The organism is Chryseobacterium sp. KMC2, assembly GCF_016756935.1.
GTDB lineage: Bacteria > Bacteroidota > Bacteroidia > Flavobacteriales > Weeksellaceae > Chryseobacterium > Chryseobacterium rhizosphaerae.
This window is the reverse complement of record NZ_JAESIT010000013.1, coordinates 1-21,785: the sequence shown is the minus strand read 5'-3', so window position 1 is coordinate 21,785 and position 21,785 is coordinate 1. Positions and strand designations below refer to the sequence as shown.

General features: G+C 35.4%; 24 protein-coding genes. 12 read left to right on the top strand and 12 right to left on the bottom strand.

All coding sequences use genetic code 11. The annotated features are described in order from the left end of the window. Window position 1: 1 nt before the first annotated feature. The 5 genes from atpH to JML65_RS15565 all read right to left on the bottom strand — a co-directional run bounded on the left by atpH (window position 2) and on the right by JML65_RS15565 (window position 2,903). A complete protein-coding gene (atpH, locus tag JML65_RS15585) occupies window positions 2-541 on the bottom strand; it encodes an ATP synthase F1 subunit delta (RefSeq protein ID WP_047490913.1) in 540 nt (179 codons plus the stop codon). Window positions 542-543: 2 nt separating this feature from the next. Next, entirely contained in the window at window positions 544-1,041 is a 498-nt protein-coding gene (locus JML65_RS15580; RefSeq protein WP_047490916.1) for a F0F1 ATP synthase subunit B, read from the bottom strand. An 82-nt stretch (window positions 1,042-1,123) separates the two neighbouring features. Continuing rightward, window positions 1,124-1,318, bottom strand: coding sequence for an ATP synthase F0 subunit C (gene atpE / locus JML65_RS15575; protein WP_002979108.1), 195 nt, complete (start codon window positions 1,316-1,318; stop codon window positions 1,124-1,126). A 47-nt stretch (window positions 1,319-1,365) separates the two neighbouring features. Continuing rightward, window positions 1,366-2,472 carry a F0F1 ATP synthase subunit A gene (atpB, locus tag JML65_RS15570; protein WP_084083886.1) on the bottom strand — a complete coding sequence of 369 codons (1,107 nt, stop codon included), beginning with the start codon at window positions 2,470-2,472 and terminating at the stop codon, window positions 1,366-1,368. 59 nt (window positions 2,473-2,531) lie between these two features. Further along, window positions 2,532-2,903: a hypothetical protein gene (locus tag JML65_RS15565; protein WP_115918811.1), complete on the bottom strand. Its 372-nt coding sequence runs from the start codon at window positions 2,901-2,903 to the stop codon at window positions 2,532-2,534. A 192-nt stretch (window positions 2,904-3,095) separates the two neighbouring features. Here JML65_RS15565 and ffh point away from each other — a divergent pair, with 192 nt between their 5' ends. Next, window positions 3,096-4,457, top strand: coding sequence for a signal recognition particle protein (gene ffh, locus JML65_RS15560; RefSeq protein ID WP_115918809.1), 1,362 nt, complete (start codon window positions 3,096-3,098; stop codon window positions 4,455-4,457). A gap of 71 nt (window positions 4,458-4,528) precedes the next feature. On the opposite strand, the gene JML65_RS15555 is transcribed toward ffh, so the two are convergent. The 6 genes from JML65_RS15555 to JML65_RS15530 form a co-directional block, all read right to left on the bottom strand. After that, the gene (locus JML65_RS15555) at window positions 4,529-5,182 is read right to left on the bottom strand and encodes a porin family protein (protein ID WP_202271363.1); all 654 of its coding nucleotides are present in this window, start codon (window positions 5,180-5,182) and stop codon (window positions 4,529-4,531) included. A gap of 78 nt (window positions 5,183-5,260) precedes the next feature. Then, window positions 5,261-5,923, bottom strand: a complete 663-nt coding sequence (locus JML65_RS15550; RefSeq protein ID WP_202271362.1) for an outer membrane beta-barrel protein — start codon at window positions 5,921-5,923, stop codon at window positions 5,261-5,263. A gap of 76 nt (window positions 5,924-5,999) precedes the next feature. After that, window positions 6,000-6,650 (bottom strand): outer membrane beta-barrel protein, encoded by a 651-nt coding sequence (locus JML65_RS15545; protein WP_047490931.1) that lies wholly within the window; start codon window positions 6,648-6,650, stop codon window positions 6,000-6,002. A gap of 527 nt (window positions 6,651-7,177) precedes the next feature. Then, window positions 7,178-7,675 carry a hypothetical protein gene (locus JML65_RS15540; RefSeq protein ID WP_047490934.1) on the bottom strand — a complete coding sequence of 166 codons (498 nt, stop codon included), beginning with the start codon at window positions 7,673-7,675 and terminating at the stop codon, window positions 7,178-7,180. Between the two features lie 146 nt (window positions 7,676-7,821). Then, window positions 7,822-8,493: a porin family protein gene (locus JML65_RS15535; RefSeq protein ID WP_047490935.1), complete on the bottom strand. Its 672-nt coding sequence runs from the start codon at window positions 8,491-8,493 to the stop codon at window positions 7,822-7,824. A 115-nt stretch (window positions 8,494-8,608) separates the two neighbouring features. After that, the gene (locus JML65_RS15530; RefSeq protein WP_047490938.1) at window positions 8,609-9,568 is read right to left on the bottom strand and encodes a PhoH family protein; all 960 of its coding nucleotides are present in this window, start codon (window positions 9,566-9,568) and stop codon (window positions 8,609-8,611) included. Between the two features lie 131 nt (window positions 9,569-9,699). Between JML65_RS15530 and JML65_RS15525 the strand changes: the two genes are divergently transcribed. From JML65_RS15525 to rplI, 7 genes are all read left to right on the top strand, one after another. After that, window positions 9,700-10,527, top strand: coding sequence for an S-adenosyl-l-methionine hydroxide adenosyltransferase family protein (locus JML65_RS15525; RefSeq protein WP_047490941.1), 828 nt, complete (start codon window positions 9,700-9,702; stop codon window positions 10,525-10,527). Between the two features lie 63 nt (window positions 10,528-10,590). Further along, the gene (locus JML65_RS15520; RefSeq protein WP_047490944.1) at window positions 10,591-11,898 is read left to right on the top strand and encodes a dihydrolipoamide acetyltransferase family protein; all 1,308 of its coding nucleotides are present in this window, start codon (window positions 10,591-10,593) and stop codon (window positions 11,896-11,898) included. A 258-nt stretch (window positions 11,899-12,156) separates the two neighbouring features. Continuing rightward, entirely contained in the window at window positions 12,157-12,504 is a 348-nt protein-coding gene (locus tag JML65_RS15515) for a hypothetical protein (protein ID WP_047490949.1), read from the top strand. 312 nt (window positions 12,505-12,816) lie between these two features. Next, window positions 12,817-14,169, top strand: a complete 1,353-nt coding sequence (locus tag JML65_RS15510) for a chloride channel protein (protein WP_047490955.1) — start codon at window positions 12,817-12,819, stop codon at window positions 14,167-14,169. Window positions 14,170-14,305: 136 nt separating this feature from the next. Beyond that, window positions 14,306-14,647: a 30S ribosomal protein S6 gene (rpsF, locus tag JML65_RS15505; RefSeq protein ID WP_047490958.1), complete on the top strand. Its 342-nt coding sequence runs from the start codon at window positions 14,306-14,308 to the stop codon at window positions 14,645-14,647. Window positions 14,648-14,679: 32 nt separating this feature from the next. After that, a complete protein-coding gene (rpsR, locus tag JML65_RS15500; protein ID WP_034706728.1) occupies window positions 14,680-14,982 on the top strand; it encodes a 30S ribosomal protein S18 in 303 nt (100 codons plus the stop codon). A 181-nt stretch (window positions 14,983-15,163) separates the two neighbouring features. After that, window positions 15,164-15,676, top strand: coding sequence for a 50S ribosomal protein L9 (gene rplI, locus JML65_RS15495; RefSeq protein WP_047490961.1), 513 nt, complete (start codon window positions 15,164-15,166; stop codon window positions 15,674-15,676). 86 nt (window positions 15,677-15,762) lie between these two features. Here the strand turns inward: rplI and JML65_RS15490 are convergent, their stop codons facing one another. After that, window positions 15,763-16,566 carry a helix-turn-helix domain-containing protein gene (locus JML65_RS15490; RefSeq protein ID WP_202271361.1) on the bottom strand — a complete coding sequence of 268 codons (804 nt, stop codon included), beginning with the start codon at window positions 16,564-16,566 and terminating at the stop codon, window positions 15,763-15,765. Window positions 16,567-16,708: 142 nt separating this feature from the next. Between JML65_RS15490 and JML65_RS15485 the strand changes: the two genes are divergently transcribed. The 4 genes from JML65_RS15485 to JML65_RS15470 all read left to right on the top strand — a co-directional run. After that, on the top strand, window positions 16,709-18,040 hold the full coding sequence (locus JML65_RS15485) for a TolC family protein (protein WP_237390901.1): 1,332 nt from the start codon (window positions 16,709-16,711) through the stop codon (window positions 18,038-18,040). 5 nt (window positions 18,041-18,045) lie between these two features. Then, window positions 18,046-19,092: an HlyD family secretion protein gene (locus JML65_RS15480; protein WP_084083876.1), complete on the top strand. Its 1,047-nt coding sequence runs from the start codon at window positions 18,046-18,048 to the stop codon at window positions 19,090-19,092. Window positions 19,093-19,372: 280 nt separating this feature from the next. Further along, window positions 19,373-20,935, top strand: coding sequence for an MFS transporter (locus tag JML65_RS15475; protein ID WP_202271360.1), 1,563 nt, complete (start codon window positions 19,373-19,375; stop codon window positions 20,933-20,935). A 162-nt stretch (window positions 20,936-21,097) separates the two neighbouring features. Beyond that, window positions 21,098-21,785, top strand: a 688-nt coding sequence (locus JML65_RS15470) for an aldehyde dehydrogenase family protein (RefSeq protein WP_202271359.1), incomplete at its 3' end; no start/stop codon positions are given.

Below are 21,785 nucleotides of genomic sequence, written 5' to 3'. Positions count from 1 at the left end.
CTTAATTTAATTGAAAATCTTTTTTAACTTGGTTCAGTTTAGTCTTTACAGACGCATCTACCTGCTGGTCACCTACTCTTAGAATATATCCCCCAAGAATTTCAGGTTTTACATGTAAGTTGATATCAAAATTTGAATCTGCTTTTACCAGGTTGGTAGATCTTAAAATCTGATCAAGGTTCTCTTTAGAAAGCTGTGTCGCTGTAGTAAGAGTGATTCTCTGTACTCCGTTGATATCTTCTACTTTATTGATGAACTCCTGAGCGATATTTTTCAGTTGGTTCTCACGTCCGTGCTTGATCACTAGTCTGATCAGGTTCAGTGAAGAAACTGAAAAATCTTTAAAAATCTGGTCTGCTACCTCTATTTTCTTTTTTGCATCAATGTAAGGAGTAAGGAAGAATTTGTTTAAATCCTGAGATTCAATCATGATCTTCACTACATCTTTCATTTCAGAAAATACAGTAGCCGTTTGGCCTGATTCATTTGTAAAATCAAGCAAACCTTGTGCGTATCTTTTAGCTACTTTAGATGTAAGCATTATTAGTTAAGGTTAGATTTGTTTAAATAATTTTGAACTAATTCGTTTTGAGCTTCGCTGTTGTCTAATTTTTGTTTCAAGATAGACTCGGCAATGTTTACAGATAAAGTACCAATTTGAGTTTTGATATCTGCCATAGCTGCATTTTTCTCAGCGTTGATAGTCTGCTTAGCAGCTTCGATTAATTTATCTCCTTCAGATTTTGCAGCATCTTTAGCTTCTCCCACGATTCTGTCCTTAATTTCTCTAGCTTCTTTAAGGATAGCATCTCTTTCGATCTTAGCTTCACGAATGATTCTTTCGTTGTCTTCTTTTAAGGTCTCCATTTCTTTTCTAGCTAATTTAGCTTGATTAAGAGCGTCAACAATAGAAGTTTCTCTGTCATTGATAGACTTTAAAATAGGCTTCCAAGCGAATTTACCTAACAGAAATAATAATGCTAGAAAAATAACAGACTGGATAATAAATAATCCTGATGAAAACTGATGAATTAATTCCATTATATAAATGTATAAATAATTATTACTTTTTTAAAGAACCATTACCTGTAACCAACCGTTACAGATAATGGTTTGATTTTAATTAGTTTACTGCGAATAGAGCAGCAAACGCAACACCTTCTACAAGTGCAGCTGCGATAAGCATAGCTGTTTGGATTTTTCCAGATTGCTCAGGTTGTCTAGCGATAGCTTCAAGAGCAGCAGCTCCGATTTTACCAAGACCGATACCTACACCTAGTACTACGATACCAGCACCTACAATTTTAGGGATTTCCATAATATATAATTTTAAAAAATTTGTTTAACTATAATTTTAATTTTCAATTAGTGAGCTGCGTGGTGTTCGTGCTCATGCTCGTGTTCCTGTACAGCCATTCCGATAAATAAAGCGGATAACATCGTAAAGATATAAGCTTGTAGGAATGCTACTAATACTTCTAGTAAATAGATCACTAATGTTAAGAATGGGAATGCAACACCTGCTGCAAAATTCTTAAACACATAGATCAGTCCGATCAAACTCATTACTACAATGTGACCTGCAGTCATGTTTGCAAAAAGTCGGATCATCAATGCAAATGGTTTAGTAATAGTTCCTAACAATTCAATAGGAAGCATAATTAATTTCATTGGTACTGGTACTCCTGGCATCCAGAAGATATGTTTCCAGTAATCTTTATTTGCAGAGAATGTTGTGATCAGATAAGTAAGGATAGCCAGGAAGAATGTCATGGTAATATTACCTGTAACATTGATTCCAAAAGGCATCAATCCTAGAACGTTAAGGAAAAGAATAAAGAAGAATACAGTTAATAAGTATCCCATAAATCTTTTATACTTGTGTCCGATATTTGGAATAGCCACTTCGTCTCTTACAAAGATGATTAAAGGCTCTAAGAATCTTGCTGCTCCGGTAGGAACTACAGATTTCTTATAAGACTTAGCCATTCCTGCAAATACTACCAGCATACAGATTGATACTAATAAAAGGATAAGTACACTCTTCGTAATAGAAAGATCCAAAGGTCTTTCGTTAGTAGGGAAACCATCTTCACCAAGTGTTAAAGTTCCCGCTGCATCCGTTTTGAAAATTTTCTCGTGGTGCAGTTTGTAATAAGAACCGTCTACCTCAGTAGTTTCACCATGCATGAAACCTTCTTTACTGTTGCTCATAAAAGCGTGGATTCCGTTGTCATAGAAAATAACCGGAAGAGGAAAACCAATGTGGTGACCATCTTTATCAACCATCAATGTAAAATCATGTGCATCCAATAAGTGATGATCGATGAACTCTTTGTTTTCTTTACTTGCTTTGTCTTTTTCTGAAAGCTCTTGGGTAGGAGCTGCCCCAGCAGCAACCTCACCGTGCTGTGCAGACACTAAGTTTAATACAAAAATACTGTAGAATAAAACTGCGAATTTCTTAAACATTGATAGGTTTTTTTCGTTGTGCAAAAATATGATATTTTTTCTATTTTCAATAAATAATTTTACTGTTTTTTATCATGATTAATTAGCTTGATCGCATAGTACGTAAGCAGCGTTGTCAGGACAAAATATGGGATTATAAAATGAAATTTATAGCCTGGGATGACTTCAAAGTTCAGTTTTTTTCTGATTAAGTACATCAAACCGAATTTTAAAAGGATCAATCCGATCACCGATAATCCTAAAAACTCCGGCGCTACTCTATTAATTAAAATAAGAAGTGTTACCATCATCATAAACATAACACTCAGGAAAAGGTAAAATTTCACGATAATAATTTCGTCCAGATGAAAAACAAATTTCCAAAGAGAAAAATGAATTAGAAATGTCAGAAAGAACAGGACGACAATTAAAATATTAGGATTAGATTTCATTTTATAATTTACTTTCACCTTGTCTTACTATATCAAGGTTTTTTTAGCTGATCACAAAAATAGACTTTTTCTATCGTATTATAATACGATTTGATATATATCATTTTTTCTCTATATATAATATTACGTGTATAGACTCTTTAGATATGCTAAAAATTCCTTATTTTTGCAAACCTATAATTTACAATACATATGTTTAATAGTTTACAGGATAAATTAGACAAGGCATTACATAATATTTCCGGACGTGGAAAAATTACCGAAATCAATGTAGCGGAGACCGTAAAGGAAATCCGTAGAGCATTGGTAGATGCTGACGTTAACTATAAAGTAGCAAAAGATCTTACTAAGAGAGTTCAGGATAAGGCATTAGGAGAAAATGTACTGACTTCTCTTACTCCGGGACAGTTGATGACCAAAATTGTTCATGATGAATTGGTAGATCTTATGGGAGGTTCTCAGGAAGGAATTAATCTTTCAGGAAAACCTACTGTAATTCTTATTGCCGGTCTTCAGGGATCTGGTAAGACTACATTCTCAGGAAAGCTTGCTAATTATTTACAGACAAAAAGAAATAAAAAACCTTTATTGGTAGCCTGTGACGTTTACCGTCCTGCTGCTATTGATCAGCTAAAAGTATTAGGAGGGCAGATTAATGTTCCTGTTTATACTGAAGAAGGTTCTACCAACCCGTCTACGATCGCTGAAAATGCAATCAATTTTGCAAAAGCCAACAACCACGATGTGGTTATTGTGGATACTGCAGGCCGTTTAGCGATTGATGAGCAGATGATGAACGAGATCAAGTCTGTACATTATTTCATCAAGCCACAGGAAACACTTTTCGTAGTAGACTCTATGACAGGTCAGGATGCTGTAAATACAGCAAAAGCATTCAACGAAGCTTTAAATTTTGACGGAGTGGTGCTTACCAAATTAGATGGTGATACAAGAGGGGGTGCTGCATTAACGATCCGTTCTGTAGTAGAGAAGCCAATCAAATTTATTTCTACAGGAGAAAAAATGGAAGCTTTAGATCTTTTCTACCCTGAAAGGATGGCAGACAGAATTCTGGGAATGGGAGACGTTGTTTCCTTAGTAGAAAGAGCTCAGGAGCAGTTTGACGAAGAGGAAGCTAAGAAACTTCACAAAAAAATTGCTAAAAATGAGTTTGGTTTCGATGACTTCCTTAAGCAAATCAACCAGATCAAGAAGATGGGTAACATGAAGGATTTGATGGGAATGATTCCTGGAGTTGGGAAAGCAATCAAAGATGTAGAAATCAGTGATGATGCATTCAAGCATATTGAGGCTATCATCTACTCTATGACTCCTGACGAAAGAAGAAGACCTTCTATCATTAATACACAAAGAAAGAGCAGAATTGCTAAAGGTGCAGGAAGAAAGATAGAAGATGTGAATCAACTGATGAAACAATTCGATCAGATGGGTAAAATGATGAAGATGATGCAAGGACCTCAAGGAAAGCAAATGATGCAGATGATGAGCAAAATGCCTAATATGCCTGGAATGGGTGGCATGCTTGGAAAATAATTCAAATAACAATATGCATAAAAAACCTCTCAGAATTTCTTCTGAGAGGTTTTTATTTTATTTAGATCTGTTTATTTAAACTTATATCCTAATCCGATCTGTAAGAAATTCATCTTCAGCTTTTCATCATTAACAGGATTTTTAAGCATATTAGTAAGTCCAAAACTATAACGTGCATCTACAAATAATCCTTTATAAACATTATAATCAGCTCCGAAGAACAAACCGAAATCCGTAGACTTCATATTATCATTAAAAGCTCTTTCAAGGAACTCCTCTCCTTCTCTGATGGCTCTTGGATCTGCCATAGCTCCACTTACTTCTATTTTGGCTGTAGTATTTGTCTTAAAGCTTACATATGGCCCAGCATAGATTCCCAACTCAGGTGTTGCATAATATCTTGCTGATATAGGAATTAAAATCCTGTTAAAATTAAGCTTTTCAGTCACTTTAATATTGGAAGGAAATCCTACTTCAACTTTTCCACCTAAATTTGCATACTCAACTTCTCCCTGAACAGCAAATTTATCGTTGAATTTGTGTTCAACCAAAGCGCCTACATAAAATCCGGATTTAGATTTTAAACTTCCACTTACCCCTTCAAATTCAGGATTTTCATTGGAGTTTAGTTTTGATAATGCATAACCGGCTTTTACCCCGAATTTTGTCTGCGCATTCAAACCTGCAACAAGCGCAAGCGCCGACACTAAAAGAATTTTTTTCATGATTATTATATTTTAATTTCTATTTGAAATAAAGCTCAAAAATAAACTTTTCCCGCTTTACTTATATTGTTTTGTTTTTTATTTTGCAAACACGTATTTAACTCCAAAAGTCACAGAAGATAAATCCAGTCCGAATTTATAACTGTTCCTACTGACAGCTCCCTCATAGTCTCCTTTATATCTATTATATCCAAATTCTCCCAGGGTAGCTTCAATACTCCAGTTTTTGTTAAGGAAATAATCTAAACCTGGCTTGATATTAACCCCGATATGAGTATAATTATTTTTCTGGGAACCAAAATAATAAAGAATAGGATCTCCTCCGTTACCAGAGCTGGTTGCTTCTATTTTAGACTGACCAAACTCCAACGGCACCTGTAATTGGCCAAAGATGTATAACTTTTCAGACAAAGTCCAGTACTTTCTAATAAACGGAGCTACCACAAATGCATTATCCGTGTCTTTAATTTCAAGTATATTACTTACACCAACATCCCCAACTTTATATTTTGTAACGGCACTTTTATACCCCACTCCTAATCCTACAGCCAGATTTGAATTGATGAAGTATCCTGCAGTGGGAAGAATTTTAAAAACATCATCCTTTCTCAGGTTGTTGAATTCATTGCTTTCATTGTGACGATACTCTACCTGTCCGGAAAGATAAGTTGTTCCCTTAGTAATTTGGGCATTAGAAAAGCTGAAAAGAGCGACAGCTCCTGCCAATAATAGTTTTTTCATGATTATTATATTTTAATTTAAATAGTAAAAAAGCCCCAAGAAATTCTCAGGGCTTCATTGCTATATGCTTTGTTTATTATTTTGCAAATACATACTTAACTCCGAAAGTTACAGAAGATAAATTCAATCCGAATTTATAGTCGTTTACTCTCTTAGCTCCGTCAACATCTACTTTAGAAGTATTGTATCCGAATTCACCGATAGTAGCTTCGATAGACCAGTTTTTGTTTAAGAAATAATCTAAACCTGGCTTAACGTTAACTCCGATAGAAGTGAAGTTGTTTTTAGTAGAAGTAGATGTAGTAGCAGTAGTTCCTCCAACAGTAGTTGTAGAAGTTGCTTCATCTTTATTTTGACCAAATACCATTGGTACTTCTAATTGACCGAAGATATATAATTTCTCACCAACAGTCCAGTATTTTCTTACAAATGGAGCTACAACAAATCCAGAAACAGTTTCTTTTGCATCTACAGTAGTTGCACCAATTGTAGAAACAGTTTTTGTGTTATCATTTTTGTAACCTAAACCTAAACCTACTGCTAAGTTAGTATCTACGAAATATCCTACAGTTGGAAGAACTTTGTAGCTCTCAACTTTTTTATCTGTATTGTTATTTTCAGTTTGAGAATAACCTACTTGACCTGATAAATATGTAGTTCCTTTAGCAATCTGAGCGTTTGATAAACCAAAAAGTGCAACAGCACCCGCTAATAATATTTTTTTCATTTTAAAAAATTTTAATACTTTCTGAGGGCAAATTTACAGTGGCCTCCACGAATATTAAAATTTGTTAACGTGATTAATATCATTGTTAAATATTGATCTTTTGTAAACATAAATCGTAGTCAACAAACCTTTTTGATTTTTTCACAATATTATGAATAAAAAAATTTCGATTCTTCAATTAGAGATCGATATCTTTGCTCTTTATGATTTGTCATTTTTGTCAAAAATAATACCCTTGAAAGAATTTTTGTTAAAATTAATAACGTAAAATATTAACATATAATTAATTAACTCTTAAAAATTAAACAATTGTTTATGAAATTTCAGAAAAAGCTCAACCCTCCTTTTGAGAATTATATTTAAAAAATTCACAATAACCCTCAGAAAGTAAGTTTAATAGAACTTTAAGAATATTCTATATATCACTGTATCCTGGAGCATTATTAATCAGAAGAAATAGACTTGATGATGAGAAATAAGAAACTCTGGCTTTTGGCCAGAGTCTGCTATACTGTTTTTAAACTTTCTTATTTCAAAAAGAAGTTGTATCCAAGGTTTACTGCTCCTACATTCCAGCTATAAGAACCCCATCCCACTTTTCTACTGTTACTGATTGACTGGTATCCTAAGTACAACTCTCCTTTAGACATTTGATATCCGAATTTTGGCTGTGCATAGAAACCTCCGTCCATACCATCTTTTGTAGAAATACCATATCCAAGGTCTAACCCTACAAAGATAGGAGCACCAGAAAATTTATACTTACCGGATACTGCTACCGGAATAAATCCGAAATCATCAAAATTATCTTTTCCAAAGAAATGAGAATATCCTGTTGTAACTCCAAGGTCAAGACCTTTTGTAATATTCCACATATAAGCAGCGTCTACACCTAATGTAAATGAAGAAATATCACTTGCATCAGATACAGGAACACCAATATGTCCACCTAGTTTAAAACCTTCCTGTGCTTGAGCAGCACCTCCTAAAAGTGCAAAAGCACCAATTAATAATAGCTTTTTCATTTATTTGACTAGCGTTTGAATTATGGTGCAAAAATACTAATTATTTCTATGATAAACTAAACCACTAAGAATGATATTATTTAAAATAAAAAAAGCAGAACAAATTTGTTCTGCTTTATATCTTGATAGATTAAAATCTTAAAGAATTAGTTTCCTCCGAATTTGAAACCGATACCTACTTGCAGGAAGCTGTTCGTTAATTTTCCGTCTCCTGAATCTTTTGCCAGGTTAGAAACACCGTAGTTGTATCTTGCATCAAAGAACAATCCGTTTTCCAAAGCATATTCTGCACCGATGAAAGGAGCAATATTCAAAGTATTCACCTGATCTTTGATATCTACTTTATCTCCTAAACCAAATTCAGCAGCAAGCTCTCCCGGAATCTCCGCTCCTCCTGTTACTTCATATTTTGCTTTAGCAGTAAGGATAATACCAAAACTTGCACCAGCAGAAACAGCTAAATTTTCAGTAATAAAATATTTAGCAGATACAGGAATCAATAAAGTACCGAAAGTCGTTTTTGCTTTTACACGAACATTTCCGTCGAAATCTCCTTCAAATGCACCTGTTTCGTCTACTTTTCCTCCAAGTGGCGAATATAAAACTTCCCCCTGAATTCCGAATTTGTCTCCGAATTTATGCTCAACCAAACCTCCTACATAGAATGTATGCATTGGATCTGAACTCTCAGATTGGCCATCAGCCTTCATTTTCAACGTAGATAAAGAATATCCGGCTTTAGCTCCAAATTTTGTTTCCTGAGCGTTTACATTTGCTCCCATGACAGCTACTGCTGCAATAAGTAAAAGTTTTTTCATTGTAATTAGTCTTTAATTTTAGGTCTGCAAAACTAATTATTTTTTTCTATTAAACAAATTTTAAAGAATAAAACAAACGTTAATAGAAGGTTAATGGAAACTTTTTTACATGAAATTAGTCATTTCTTAGTCTTTTTTCCTCATCATTATATGCCAGGATAATTTTTCTTACCACAGGATGTCTTACCACATCTTCTTCCGTAAGATGCACAAACCCAATTTCTTTTACTCCTCCTAAGATTCTCATCGCCTCTTTCAATCCGGACTGCTGATTTTTTGGAAGGTCAATCTGGCTTGGATCTCCGGTAATGATAAACTTAGCATTCATCCCCATTCTCGTCAAAAACATTTTCATCTGAGCATGAGTGGTATTTTGCGCTTCATCAAGGATAACAAAAGCTTCATCCAGAGTACGCCCTCTCATAAAAGCCAGGGGTGCTACCTCGATTATTTTTTTCTCCATGTAACCTTCAAGCTTTTCATGAGGGATCATATCGCGAAGTGCATCATATAAAGGCTGTAAATAAGGATCCAGTTTTTCTTTAAGATCTCCCGGTAAAAAACCAAGGCTCTCCCCTGCTTCTACTGCAGGTCTTGTGAGAACAATTCTTTTTACCTCTTTATCTCTTAAAGCCCTTGCAGCCAATGCCACACTGGTATATGTTTTTCCGGTTCCCGCAGGACCAATTGCAAAAACCATATCTTTTTTCTCTGTTTCCTTAACCAGTTTTTTAAGATTAGTGGTTTTCGCTTTTATTATTTTTCCATTGACTCCCTTTACAATAATATCCTGATCAAAAATCAGTTGTTTCTCATTTTCGTCTTTAATATTGAGAATATTTTCAACATCTTTAAGCTGTATCGAATTGTTTTTAGAAATAAAACTGACGATATCATCAAGTTTTTGCTTCAATATGTCTAAAACCTCCTGATTTCCCATCGCAAAGATAAAATGATCTCTTCCTGTAATTTTAAGAGTGGGGAAGCTTGATTTTATTAAGTTGAAATATTGGTTACTAACTCCATAGAAGATTTTCAAATCAGTATCTTCCAAATCATAGGTTAATTCAAACATGCAGTATTTTTATTTTAGATTTTAAAATTAAAGCTTTTTTTCAAATTTATATCAAATTCTTTTCAACAATCTTTCGGGCATTCTTTTTATTTTAAATAACTTTGCAATACTTCACTATTCTAAAATTGCTCATGTCAATTATTACCCTTACTTCGGATTTCGGAAATTTAGATTACAGAGTTTCGGCTGTGAAAGGCAAAATTCTGTCTCTAAACCCTGAGGTTAATATTGTTGATATAACCCACGATATCCAGGCATTCAACCTTATACAAACTTCATACATTGTAAGAAATGCCTATAAATACTTTCCAAAAGGAACCATACATATCCTTGCGGTAGACAGTTTTTTCAACAAATCAAGAAAAAATATTCTTTACAAAGCAGATGGCTCTTACTTTCTTGCAGCAGACAACGGTCTTTTAAGTCTTATATTTTTTGACATCAAACCTGAAGCGATCTATGAGATTACGCTGAATAACCGTTTTGATGATATCATAGACTTCACCTCTACTGATATTTTTGTTCCTGCAGCCGTACATCTTGCAAACGGGGGACTCCCGGAGGTCATTGGACGGAAAATAGAAACCACTAAGCAGCTGATGTTCCCAAGACCTGTCCTTAATGAATCTGAGGGAATGATTATTGGGGAGGTTACCTATATTGATAATTTCGGAAATATAATTTCAAATATCAGCAAAGATTTCTTCGAAAGTGCCGGCAAAGCCTATACAAGTTTTACCATAAAATTCAGAAATCTCACCCTTTCAAGAATTTTTTCAAGCCATACGGAAGTCGTTTCCGATTGGGAAAGGGAGACAGAATTCCACGGGCAATCCGCTGCGATCTTCAATGACAGTCAGCTTTTGGAACTTACCATCTATAAAGGGAGCAAGAAAAATGGGGCCAAAAGCCTGTTTGGATTGAATGTAGGCGAGAATATCTATATTGAATTCTCCTAAAATTATATATTTCATAAAAAAACCGATTTTTTTTATATATTTGTCAAAATCTAAAAATCAAAAATGGCAGAATACAAATTATTGCTTCCTTCCATGGGAGAAGGGGTTATGGAAGCGACAATTATCACTTGGTTATTCAATGAAGGTGATAACGTAAAAGAAGATGACTCTGTAGTAGAAATTGCAACAGATAAAGTAGATTCAGACGTTCCGACACCAGTTTCGGGGAAAATTGTAAAAATTTTAAAGCAAAAAGATGAAGTTGCCAAAGTTGGTGAAGCCATTGCTATTTTAGAAATCGAAGGAGAAGGCACTTCATCAGAGGAAGTAAAAACGGAAACTCCGGCTGCTACTCCGGACACTGAAACATTAAAAACAATTGAAGAGCCATTACAAACTGTAGCTGCTTCAAATGTAGAATTCTCAGGAGACCTTTATTTATCTCCACTTGTAAAATCAATTGCACAACAGGAAAACATTTCTGAAACTGAACTGAAGTCTATCAAAGGAAGCGGTTTGGAAGGAAGAATTACCAAAGAAGATATATTAGCCTATGTAGCGAACAGAGGAAACCAGCCGGCTCAGCAAGCAGCTCCGGTACAGGCAGCTTCTGCTCCGAAACCGGCAGTATCTGCTCCGGCAGCTACGGTTCCGGTAAGTGCAGGTGATGAGATCATTCCAATGGACAGAATGAGAAAGATCATCGCTGAAAATATGGTGAAAGCAAAACATATTGCTCCACACGTTACTTCTTTCATAGAAACAGACGTTACCAACGTTGTAAAATGGAGAAACAAAAACAAAGCAATCTTCGAAAAACGTGAAGGTGAAAAACTGACGTTCATGCCTATTTTTGTGAAAGCGATTGTAAAAGCAATTCAGGACTTCCCGATGATCAACGTTTCTATCAGTGGAGACAATATCATCAAGAAGAAAAACATCAATATTGGTATGGCTACTGCCCTTCCTGACGGAAACCTTATTGTTCCTGTTATTAAAAATGCAGATCAGTTATCACTGTCAGGTCTTGCAAAAGCAATCAATGATCTGGCTTACAGAGCAAGAAATAAAAAATTAAGACCGGAAGATACACAAGGAGCTACATATACCATCTCTAATGTGGGAAGCTTTGGAAACCTTATGGGAACTCCAATTATTCCACAGCCTCAGGTTGCTATTTTAGCAATTGGAGCTATCGTTAAGAAACCTGCGGTTCTTGAAACAGCAGACGGAGATGTTATTGCGATCAGAAACTTAATGTTCATGTCTCACTCTTATGACCACAGAGTAGTAGACGGATCTTTAGGAGGAATGATGCTGAAACATGTACATGACTATCTTGAAAACTGGGATCTGAACACGGAGATATAAAAGCAGAAGATACTTCCTTTAAAATTTAACCAGAAAACAATAGTCTAACCAACACTTAAACAGATATTACATGAAAAATGCAACTCTAATTGCAATAATTTCACTAAGCCTCATTATTCTTATTGATCTTATTCAGTTTATTTCCAGTTTTTTTGAGTTTTACTCTATGGAGCTGTTTCGCGTTTTTGGTGTTTTAAATCTTATCTGTTTTATGGGAATTCTACAGTTTTTCGTTAAATTATACAATAAACAAAAGGAATGAATCGTGAGCTCAGGGAACTTTTTGAAATAAAACAGGACGAAGAAAAAAGTATTCAACCTACTGGCCAAAACGTAAAAAAACATATTTTGATACGTCTTGCAGTACTTATTTTTGGAAGTGTTGCTTTTTTAATTGCCATGAGCCAGGCCAAAGGCTGGGATGTTCTGGGTTACCTTTTCCTTATGATGATATTTCATGCTGTATGGCTGCTTTTCATCATTATCGAAATGGTCATTCTTCAGGGCAGCGAGAAACTTAAACTGAGGAATGTAAATTTAATTTTCACCCTTGTTCTCTTATTGATTTATGGCATAGGAAGTGCCGTCGTCTTCAGCGGATCTTAAAATAAACTACAACAGGCTTTCATTTTTGAAAGCCTGTTTTGTATTATAATGATATTTGTTTTTTATAGATACACCCTATCAATTCTTTCAAAAATTATTCTATTTTTGCACCAGACTTTAATTAAGACACCAATCGGTGTTTATATACAATCTTTTCCCGATAAGGATTTTAGACTTGAAATTAAAAATACTATTTTAAGCATTGGGATTCCAAAAGAATTAAGTGTAAATAATACCCTATCTATCGCAAAGTTTTTAGAGGAAATATAAATCTCAAAATTTTACCGTAATTTCATCCCAGAAAATAGACAAATGCTGAAAATCCTTGCTTTTATACGGAGATCCGTTAAAAAATCTTTTGACAATATTCGGAATGAGCAGCTAAAATATAATCTGCTTCAAGCCATTCCCTTCTGGATAGGATCTGTTATTACCGGTTTTTTTGCTGTATTGTATGCCAAAATATTTGCATGGGGTGAAAACCTCATGAATTTTATCTTTAATTGGCATGCATGGATGATTTTCATTATAGCCCCTGCCGGATTCGTACTTTCCTGGTGGCTGGTAAAAGAATTCGCTCCTAATGCTAAAGGAAGTGGTATTCCACAGGTAATGGCAGCAGTAGAACTCGCCAATCCGAAGGAACATAAAAAGATCAGAAGCCTTTTAAGTCTTAAAATTATTTTTTTCAAAATCCTGTCTTCTGTCATTTTAGTGATTGGAGGAGGCGCCGTAGGGCGTGAAGGTCCTACAATTCAGATTGCAGGTTCTGTTTTCAGAAAAGTAAACGAATACCTTCCTGAATGGTGGCCGAAAATTTCCAAAAAAAATATGATTATGACCGGAGCTGCTGCCGGACTTGCTGCCGCCTTCAACACTCCGTTGGGTGGAATTGTATTTGCAGTAGAAGAACTTTCAAAAACCCATATCAATTATTTTAAAACGGCTTTATTTACAGCCGTTATTATTGCCGGCCTTACTGCACAAACATTAGCCGGATCTTATCTCTATTTGGGATATCCGAAAACACATGATGTTTCTTTACTCATTATGTTCCCTATTGTGCTTGTAGCGGCAACTGCAGGTATTCTTGCAAGCCAGCTTTCCGTTATTATGCTTAAAATCAATAGCTGGAAAAAGAAAAAACTGAAAACAGATAAAGCCACGGTGCTGTTTCTTATTATTTGCGCCCTGATTATAGCCTCTATCGCTTACTTTATTAACAGGGAAATTCTGGGTTCAGGAAAAGAGATTATGGAACGTGTTCTTTTCACCAAAGATAAACATGAAGACTGGTATGTCCCGATTTTAAGAATGCTTGGTCCTGCCCTTTCTTTTACATCAGGAGGTGCAGGTGGTATTTTTGCACCGGCTCTCAGTGCCGGAGCAAGCATAGGTTCTGTAATCTCAGGAGCTATCCACCTAACACCCAACGAAACCAATGTTGTGATTCTCGCCGGCATGGTTGCTTTTCTGACAGGAATTACCAGAGCTCCGTTTACTTCAGCAATTATCGTTCTGGAAATGACCGACAGACATTCCTTAATTTTCCACCTTATGCTTGCCGGAATGGTATCTTCTATTGCCTCTATTTTAGTAAGCAGACATTCGCTGTATGATGTACTGAAGGTTAATTTTTTAACGGAAATCCGAGAAAAGGATTAGTTTAGACTTAAATCCTGCACCCTTGCGCGCTCTTATCTCAACTTTAGCGCTCAATTATTTCACCCCTACTCTTGCATATTATAAATATATTTTCTAATTTTGCACCTCGAAATAATTAACAAATTCATTTAACATTATGAACAATTACGAAACTGTTTTCATTTTAACTCCCGTTCTATCTGAATCACAGGTAGAGGAAGCAGTGAACAAGTATGTAGATCTTTTAAAAGAAAAGAACTGCGAAATCGTTGCTAAAGAAAACTGGGGATTAAAAAAATTAGCTTATCCGATCCAATTAAAAAAGAACGGATTCTACACTTTAATCGAGTTTAAAGGAGAAGGAACTATCGTTGGCGATTTAGAATTAGCATTCAAACGTGACGAAAGAGTAATCCGTTACCTTACAACAAAACTTGATAAGCATGCTATTGAGTACGCTGTAACTAGAAGAACTAAAGTAAAAGCAGCTAAAGCTTAATTAATTAACCCTATTTTTTAAAACGACAAGACATGGCAATAGATGAAATGGCTAAACAAGCCTCAGCTGGAGGAGAATCAGAAGTAAAATTCCTTACTCCGCTTGATATCAATACAAAATCTGAAAAGAAATATTGTAGATTCAAAAAATACGGAATTAAGCACGTTGATTACAAAGATGCTGATTTCTTATTACAGTTCGTTAACGAGCAAGGTAAAATTTTACCAAGAAGATACACTGGTACTTCTTTAAAATACCAAAGAAAAGTTTCTGCTGCTATTAAAAGAGCAAGACACTTATCTTTATTACCATACGTAGCTGACTTATTAAAGTAAGATATAAAAGAAACAAGAAGAAAGAGAAAAGACTTCGGTCATTTTCTCTTTTTTTAAGTTGCTGAATAAATAATTAATTCTAACGATTTTTAGATTAAAGGAAAGAAATAATTTTTAAGACACCTGTCTTTTTTCTTTTTTCTTTGTTCTTTTCTCTAAAACTAAAAAACGGACAACAACAATGGAAATTATCCTAAAAAAAGACGTAGAAAACTTAGGACTTGAGTTTGATACAGTAAACGTAAAGCCAGGTTATGCTAGAAACTTCTTAATCCCTCAAGGATTTGCACTTTTAGCTACACCTAAAAACAAAGCTACTTTAGAAGCAACTTTAGAAGCTAGAAAAGAAGAAGAAGCTAAATTAATCGCTACTGCAAACACTGTAGTTGAGCAATTAAAGAAAACTTCTATTACTATTCCTGCAAAAGTAGGTTCTGGAGACAAATTATTCGGATCTATCAACAATGGAGATCTTTCTGCTGCTCTTGCTAAGGCTGGAGTTTCTGTAGAGAAGAAATACATCAAAATCCCAGGAAACACTATTAAAAGAACTGGTAAAGTTACGGCTAACATCAGACTACACAGAAATGTTGAATACAATTTCGAATTCGATATCGTTTCTGACGCTCCTCCTGCTCCAGCAGCTCCGGCTCCTGCAAAGAAGGAAGCTCCTAAAACTGAAGAAGAAGCTTAATAAGCCCATTTCTACATATACAGAACCACTTCATCTGAAGTGGTTTTTTTGTGCAGTATATCCAGCCTTCCTGTTCTGGGAACCGTTTACTTATCGCCTCTCAGTTTCTGTTGGTATTCCGTAGGAGGCACCCCTATTATTTTTTTGAAAATATTGCTAAAAGAAGATAAGCTATTGTAGCCCACCATCATCGCTATTTCATACATATTGTATTTTCCTTCCAGCATAAGTTCAAGGGAGCGGGTAATCCTTAAAGCTCTTAAAAAACGGACGTAATTCATCCCTAAAATCTCTTTAAACTTCCTCGACAGGGTTCTTGTACTCATTCCGAATTCTTTAGCCGTAGATTCAATGCTAAGTGGCTTCTCAAGGTTGGCATGAATGTACTTTGCAATTTTCAGCAGTGTTTCATCTTTTGGAAAGGGATGCTGAACCGGAAATGCCAGTTTTTTATCAATAGTTTCGGAAAGAACACCCTTTAAAGCTTTAAGAAAATTATACTGAGAACCATCATTTTTTATGATTTTCCCATCCCATTCTTTTGTATATAAAATCATTTCCCGGAGTAAGTTATTAACCGAATAGATATTAATTTCATCAAAACGGCCATTCTCCTCCGCCTCTTTTTTAAAATAGAAATTATACAAATCTACTTTCGGACTGGTAGAGAAAATATAATGGGGTGTTCCGGCCGGAATCCACATAAAGCATCTTGCCGGAAGATACCAGTGTTTCAGTTCTGTGAAAACGTGTACAATACCTCCTTCTGCATAGATTAATTGTGCAGAACTGTGGTAATGAATATCTGTAGTCACATTTCCCGTAAGCACATGATATACATAAAATTCGGCATCTTCTTCTTCTACTGCTTTAAAATGACTGTCATTCATAGGGTAAAGGTAAGAAGAAATTTCAAATTGGCGTAAATGAGCAAATCTTTTTCTGTTTTCACAAATAGGGTCATATGCTAGTGATCGTAACTTTGCTGCATCAAAATCATTTTAGCAAAAATCCTTTAAATAAATTATGAATATGATATTTAACGCATGTAAATATCAATGCATCGCGTTGTGCTTATTATTGGTAAGCAACCTTTTACATACACAAATGATCGATTATCAGCATCTCAGCTTGCAACAGGCTGTAGGCATTGGTCTGAAAAACAACAAGAACATTCTGATCAGCCATTTAAAACAGGAAATGTCTGTTACCAAAGAGAAAGATCTTAAAATGGAAAAACTTCCGGACATTGAGTTTCATACCAGCTATAATCAGGTGACCAATCTTTTTCAGCATCAAAACGGTGTATTCAATGAAGCTACAAAATATGACGTCATCAACGGAATGTATGATTTTACCTTATCAGCTTCAATCCCAGTATATATGGGAGGAAGAATAAAAAATACGGAAAAGAAAGCAGCTATTGACACTGAAATTTCAGGTTTGAGAACTCATCTGGATGAAAGACAGCTTACCATGGAGATTATTACTGCTTTTCTACAGATCCACCATTTAAAAGAACAGCAGAGCCTTATTAATGATAAAATGAAAGAAGATTCTGTGAATATCAAACAGGTAAAAGCATTAAAGGCCAATGGTGTAGTTACGGTGAATGAGGTACTGAGAACTTCTTTACAACTATCCAACCACAAAATGAGCTGGACAGAACTTGACAATGATGTTCAGATTGCAGAACATAAGCTGAAAACCATTCTTTCTCTTCCGGAAAACCAGGAAATACATGCAGATACAGAAGATCTGATCTCTGATACGGTGACTATTCCTTACCTTGAAGAACTTACTGAAACCGCTTTACACAAAAATGAATCTGTAGACATTACATACAAAAATCTTTCTCTGAAAGAACTGGACCGGAAGATCACCAAAGCCAATTATTTACCTAAAATTACGGCAGGGGGTGAATATTTCTTAAAATATCCGAATATGATGTTTTTCCCTCCGGAACCCTATGCCTACCGCTTGGGAATGCTTGGAGTGAATCTCACCTACCCTATAGAAAACCTGTATAAAAATAAATACAGGATGCAGGAAGCGAAAGAGAATATTGATCTGGCAAAACTTCAGATTGAAGAGAATGATGAGAAGATCCGACACAGTGTATATGAAGCCTACAAAAAGTTTGAAGAAACTGATCAGAAAGTAAAAATAGCTGAAGAGGCTATTGATCAGGCTAAAGAAAACTATCGTATTGTAAGGACAAAATATGCCAATAAATTAAGTCTGATCACCGAGCTCATTGATGCCGATAATACTTATCTGGAAGCTGAATCTAATCTTATTTCTGTAAAAATTAACCGACAACTAAAATACTACCAACTCCAATATACGATTGGAAACTTATAAAAACTATGGCAAAGAAAGAACTGACACAAAAGGAAAAAAGAATCAACAAGACCATTACTTTACTGGCCTGGATCCTGATTATCAGCGGAATTACTGGAATGGTGAGTTTTTATCTGTTTTCAAGGAAAAATGTAACCACCAATGATGCTCAAATCGAACAATATATTACTCCTGTATCCAGTAAAGTCTCAGGATTTATCAAAACGATCAGATTCAATGAAAATCAATTTGTACATCAAGGTGATACACTGATCGTGATAGACAACAGGGAATTTGTAAACCAGGTAAAAGTAGCAGAAGCCAATCTTCATACGACGACTGAAAATATTACAACCATTCAAAGTGGGGTGAGCACTAAAGAAAGCGACACCAAAATCATTGATGCCAAAATAGCTTCAGCCAAAATAGACATCTGGAAAACTGAACAAGACTATAAAAGATATAAAAACCTGCTATCGGAAGATGCTGCTACAGAACAGGAATTTGAAAATGTAAAGGCTTCCTATGAGCAGGCGAAAGCCAATCTCATGGCATTGGATCAGCAGAAAAATGCGGTCAGAGCCGGAGCCAATGAACAACAGACCAAGGTTGCACCGGCCAAAAGCCAGATCCAGCAGAGTTCTGCCAACTTAAATAATGCCAAACTTTTCCTTTCATATACTGTTATTACTGCACCTTACGACGGATGGGTGGGTAAAAAAACAATTCAGGAAGGTCAATTAATCAAGGAAGGTCAGGCCTTGGTACAGATGGTCAGCAAAGAAAAATGGATCATTGCCAATTATAAAGAAACCCAGCTTGGACAGATTGACCAGAAGCAGGAAGTGACCATTACAGCAGATGCGTATCCCGATATTGAGTTCAAAGGAAGGGTTGTTTCTGTTTCACCGGCATCAGGATCTCAATTTTCCTTGGTAAAGCCTGACAATGCTACCGGAAACTTTGTGAAAATAGAACAGAGGTTTCCCGTGAAAATTATCCTTGATCACAATAAAGATAATGAAAAACTGCTTTCCGGAATGAATGTTCTGGTAAGTGCGAAGAAGATATAGTTTGAGAGTATTAGGGTTTGAAAATACTAGAGTATTAAAATGCAAAATCATACTTCTTTTTATTTTCCAATCATCATATTTCAAATTTTCAAATTAATGTTAGATTTTTTTAGCGAAAAGGCAAGACCGCAAAAATTACAGATCTGCTTATTTTTTTACTGAGCATATTTGTCATTTTACCTTTTACTTTTACACCTTGCTCTTTTGTCTTTTCGCTTTTTTTATTCCACAGAAAAAGTGAATGCATCTATCTGCATTCTCAGCTTTTCACCACTATTCTATGCAACACAATACAGTTTATCATCAATGGTTACCTCAATGGCTGAAACTACCACTTCTTGTACTGGCATTATTTCCCCATATCATGTTGTTGTCGCTGTTACATTCCAACAGTGCTTTCACCTCTTCTTTTATGGGGGTAGATTCCGATGACATTCAATACTTAATGATGTTGATGTATGGGACATTTGTCGTTACTCTCTTAGTTTTACAAAGGTTTATGGCCTATTTCAGTGTGAAATATTATGTCCTGCTGATGTCTTCTGTTTCAGTAATTCTTCTTTATATTTTATCTGTCACCAATGATTATCATGTTATTTTGGTCATACGATTTTTAGAAGGTTTTTTTGGACTGTTGGAAGGCGCTATTTTCCTGCCTTTAATTATAGCCGAACTAAAAACCAGACACGCCAAAGTTATTGCTTACCTCTTTATGTATTCTCTTATGCTGACAGGAGGAACAGTAACAACAACCTTATTAAAATCAAGTATTCAGGATTACGATTTTCAACATATGATTTTAATGATGGCGTATTTTCACGTTTTTGTATTGATACTGGGAATTGCTATTTTCAACAGAAATCGATTTTTTCCTAAAAAACCACTGTACCAAATGGATCTTCCAAGCTGGTTTTTACTCTGGGTATGCCTGCAATCGGGAGCATATGCTATTATCTATGGAAAAAGACTGATGTGGCTTGAGTCCGATACAATCGTTATCTGTTTATTTATATTTATGATTTCCGGAGGATTATTTATGCTTAAACAAAGATCCTCAAAGCGACCCTTATTCCATTTTGAGGTTTTCAATTCAAAAAATGTAATTACAGGGATGATTCTCTTCTTTATTTTCTATATCATCCGCTCAGGATTGAATAATGTATACAGCATTATGGCGACTGTATGGAAATGGCCATGGGATTATATCGTTAATATTCAATATTGGAATGTAGCAGGAACACTTATTGGAGTTTTTGTATCAGGCATTTGTCTGGTTCGTGGAATTTCTTCCAGAATAGTCTTCTTTACAGGGTTCCTTTTATTGGCAATAGATTGCGCCTGGTTTACCTATACTTTTTATCCGGATACAACCCTTTCCACCATATGCCCGCCCTTATTTCTGCAGGGTGTAGCCCAGGGATTATTATTCACTCCTCTGGTATTCTTTCTGATCTCAGGAATGCCGGAAGAATATGTAGCAAATGCCAGTGCCATGGGAACTACTACCCGCTTCTGGGCAACAGCCAGCGGATATGCTTTAATGCAGAATGTAATGCTTTTTTTAACATTAAAACATTCTGATGCTCTTAGTTTTACCCTTACTGACACCAACCCTGTCTTTTACAGCCAATGGAATCAGGTTTTTGGAGGCCATATTTCAAAACTGCCGGTCAATGAATCTCTATCGATGACTGCAGGAGCTTTTAAAGCAAAAATAACGGCTCAGTCCATTCTTCTTTCCAATATGGAAATTTTTACAGGATTATTCTGGCTAGCCTTGATAACAGCCCTTCTCTTACTGCTGTATCATCCCGTAAAAATAGCTGTAAGAAATATTATGTAATGCAGTAAAGAAAGGAAACTGGATACAGTATTGACGTTTCAGTGATCCATAATGCTCTTCCGAATCCCACTTTTGAGTCCCTTTCAACTTTGGCCAGCTTATTGTTCGTTGATTAAAACGGCAATACTGAACAAATATCTACGTTTAAATACAAAGCATAGTATGGAAATTGAAAAGATTTTACAGGGACAAAAAGATTTTTTTAAAACACAGCAGACCAAGAATATTGCATTCAGGAAAATGTATCTTGAAAAGCTCCGAAACCTTCTCATAGCCAATGAGGGCATGCTGTATGAAGCAATTAACAAAGATTTTGGAAAATCTAAATTTGACACCTTTACCACAGAGATTTCTTTTTTATTAAAGGATATTGACTATTATTTAAAAAACCTGAAATCTCTTTCTAAACCTAAGAAAGTAGGTACCAACCTTGTCAATCAGCTTGGAAGCAGTAAAATTTATTCGGATCCGCTGGGATGTATATTGGTTATAGGTGCCTGGAACTATCCTTATCAGCTGTCGCTCTCCCCTCTTATTGCCGCTATTGCTGCGGGTAACTGCTGTATTTTAAAGCCCAGCGAAATAGCAGAAAATACCATGATGGCCATGGCAACAATCATCAATGAAAACTTTCCTTCTGACTATCTGTATGTATACGAAGGAGGTATTGATGAAACAACAGCACTTTTACACTTGAAGTTTGATAAAATATTTTTTACAGGAAGTACTAAAGTTGGAAAAATCATCTATAAAGCTGCTGCCGAACATTTAACTCCTGTAGTTCTTGAATTGGGAGGAAAATCTCCTGCCATTGTAACCAAAGAGGCTAATCTTGAAGTTGCTGCCAAAA